Origin of the sequence: Pantoea sp. AN62, assembly GCF_050432985.1 — a bacterium.
Classification (GTDB): domain Bacteria; phylum Pseudomonadota; class Gammaproteobacteria; order Enterobacterales; family Enterobacteriaceae; genus Pantoea; species Pantoea brenneri.
Map to the genome: position 1 here is coordinate 1 of NZ_JBNPYB010000043.1, position 2555 is coordinate 2555.

A 2555-nucleotide genomic window follows, 5' to 3' on the forward strand; every position below is an offset into this window, starting at 1 on the left:
ACTTTTGCTTTGCCACGGAATGGTCTGTGTTGTCGGGAGGATGCGTGATCTGATCCTTCAACTCAGCAAAAGTTCGATTTATTCAACAAAGCCCTGCTGAACCCGGATACGAACAACGTACTCATCAGCGCAGGCGTCGGGCTGACGCCGATGATTTCTATGGTTAATCATTTGCTTGCAGAGCATGCCGATCCAAACTTTAAACCGGCATTACGTGAAGGCATAAATGCCGGAACCAGAGAATACCGGACGCTGAAAAAAGAAATATACTTTATTCATGCGGCGCGCAGTTCTGAAGTGCATGCATTGCGTAAGGAGCTGAAAAACTTAGCCAGCCAGAATGATAATCTTCACGTTTTTATTGCCTATGAAAATGTAAAAGAAGATGAGGTCCCCGGTAAAGATTATCAGGTGAAGGGAAGGCTCGATTTAAACGCTCTTCCGGCGGCATATCTGCCCGCAGAGGCTGATTACTATTTATGCGGACCGGTTCCGTTTATGCAGGAACAATATCGCTCTTTAATCAGTCTGGGCGTGCCGGAGGAGAAGATATTCAGTGAAGCTTTCGGGACTGGCGGGCTGCATCTGTAGGTCCGTCTTTATGACGGTATTAAACGTCCTTTTCCGTATTTACTTTAGCTCTCTGTAACCGCTTTCGTTAAACGTACAGAACCCGAAGCCAGCAGCTGTTTTGCTGGCTTTGCTGCTCCTCCGTCATCCGGGCTAAGGCCAGAAGTCCCGTTTGCAGCGTTGTTTTCTGAACATACAAAACTTCTGAAGGTTCTTCCTGGGCTTAAAGGCGTCGTCTGGAGCAGCACGGTAGGTGTCCGGTAACGGGACTTCACAACAATGCATATTTGAAATGGTTGTGCTCGCCGGCTGACCACCCCTGCCGTCAGAAGCTAAACAGGATGCTGACCTGTTTTTCTTTGATTTGCTGTTCGAACAGCTTGCGTCACAACGGGGAAAGGGACTAATGCCGCAATGTTACCGTTAAGCTGACGGCCGTTTCTTCATGTGCGTTACCACTCGGCCACTGACCACCACGGCATTGGGAACCGTCACCTCATAGTTCTCTCGGGCAGGATTTTGGTTGCCAGCATACCCCCCGCTGACCACACCCTCATGATCGGCAATCCTTATCACCTCGCCTGTACGTAGCGCACGGGAACAGGTCAGAACCAGTTCACTCATGGCGTGGTTCATCACGCCGGCAGAGCCTGGTGTTAGCGTCAGGCCGAAGAAAGCGCTTATCTTCAAACGCCAGCGAATCTGCACCTGGCAGAACGGCAAGAGCAATTTTAATATGAGAGCAGAGCCTGAGAGGAGTTAAGTTGTCAGTAGTTGCCCGGCGAGTGCTTTCTGGGTACGCGGTGGACGTTACTTTTAGCCCTCAACTCAGGAACAGGCACAGGGGAGAGACGCGCCTCAGGTTTTTGACGCATCCTGACAGGCTCGCTCTCAGGTTTAACCGTTAAAGGTGGTGCAGCACAGATACGCGGCTTAACGGTAATGGCTTCCTGTCTGGCTTTCGGTTTAACAGCTTCAACCATAACTACCGGTCCAGGGATGCTGTGCTTCCCTTTTAAGCAGTCAGGGCATTGGCTGATATCACTGTAACGGCGTTTAGCCGCGGCCGCAGCCTGATGATATTCATAAAACGAGCCCAGGAATATTTGTCCTTCTTGCCGCAGCTTTTTACAACCCTTGCAATGCACGGTTATCCCTAAAAAAGGATCAATACAGGCATAGTAATAATACGACTTTATCACCGTTATTTCCTTTAAGTTCTGTGTGTAACCTTGAATATAAAAAGATTAATTTGGTAGTGCGTTGATTTCCCTGGTGCAGCAATAAAATCTTATTTTTTTGACGCATTCCATACTACACATAGTCAGGCAATTAACCAACCCACTAAAATTAGTAGTGCCACGCCCTGTGATCGTAAAAGACACAATATTTCAGGAGCTGTAATTTCTTGCTGGCTTACGAATCCTTTAAAGTGAGTCGATAGTTCCTTAGGAATTTAAAAAACCAGAAACACACTTTGTAGAAAATGCTTGTCAAATGTTATAACTGCAACTTTACATTTTCCAGTACGTCAGAAAAGACGATTATTTTTTACGCACTTTTTATTTTAATAAAATTTCAGGCATTCCCTAAAATGCCAGGGTATTCAGCTAATAATTGCCAGCTTTAAAGCCAGTCTTCATTTTCTTCAATTCCGTTTGCTATGCCTGAGGGAATGATTACCGCTAACTAATGGAATAACAAGCTTAAATCTTACTTTACATCAGATCTCCCAGAAGTATTACATATATTAATGATCCCATCCGCCTGAAAGATAAGAATTATTTAACTGATTTGGTTTCCGGTAAAAATAAGATAAATCCATTAATATCCTTGATCGCTCAGCATAATATAAATCGAATATTTAGTTTAATAATACGCAAAGTCTTTGGTAATGACTCCAACTTATTGATAGTGTTTTATGTTCAGATAATGCCCGATGACTTTGTCATGCAGCTCCACCGATTTTGAGAACGACAGCGACT

The 2555-nt window shown here is 45.1% G+C and carries 3 protein-coding genes; 1 reads left to right on the forward strand and 2 read right to left on the reverse strand.

The window, feature by feature from the left end; all coding sequences use genetic code 11:
- Positions 1–123 precede the first annotated feature (123 nt).
- Positions 124–591: a hypothetical protein gene (locus tag FHW04_RS23415; RefSeq protein WP_256387709.1), complete on the forward strand. Its 468-nt coding sequence runs from the start codon at positions 124–126 to the stop codon at positions 589–591.
- A 746-nt stretch (positions 592–1337) separates the two neighbouring features.
- Here FHW04_RS23415 and FHW04_RS23420 read toward each other — a convergent pair.
- A complete protein-coding gene (locus FHW04_RS23420) occupies positions 1338–1772 on the reverse strand; it encodes a hypothetical protein (protein ID WP_128088316.1) in 435 nt (144 codons plus the stop codon).
- A 703-nt stretch (positions 1773–2475) separates the two neighbouring features.
- On the reverse strand, positions 2476–2555 hold an 80-nt coding region (locus FHW04_RS23425), incomplete at its 5' end, for an IS1 family transposase (protein ID WP_001401901.1).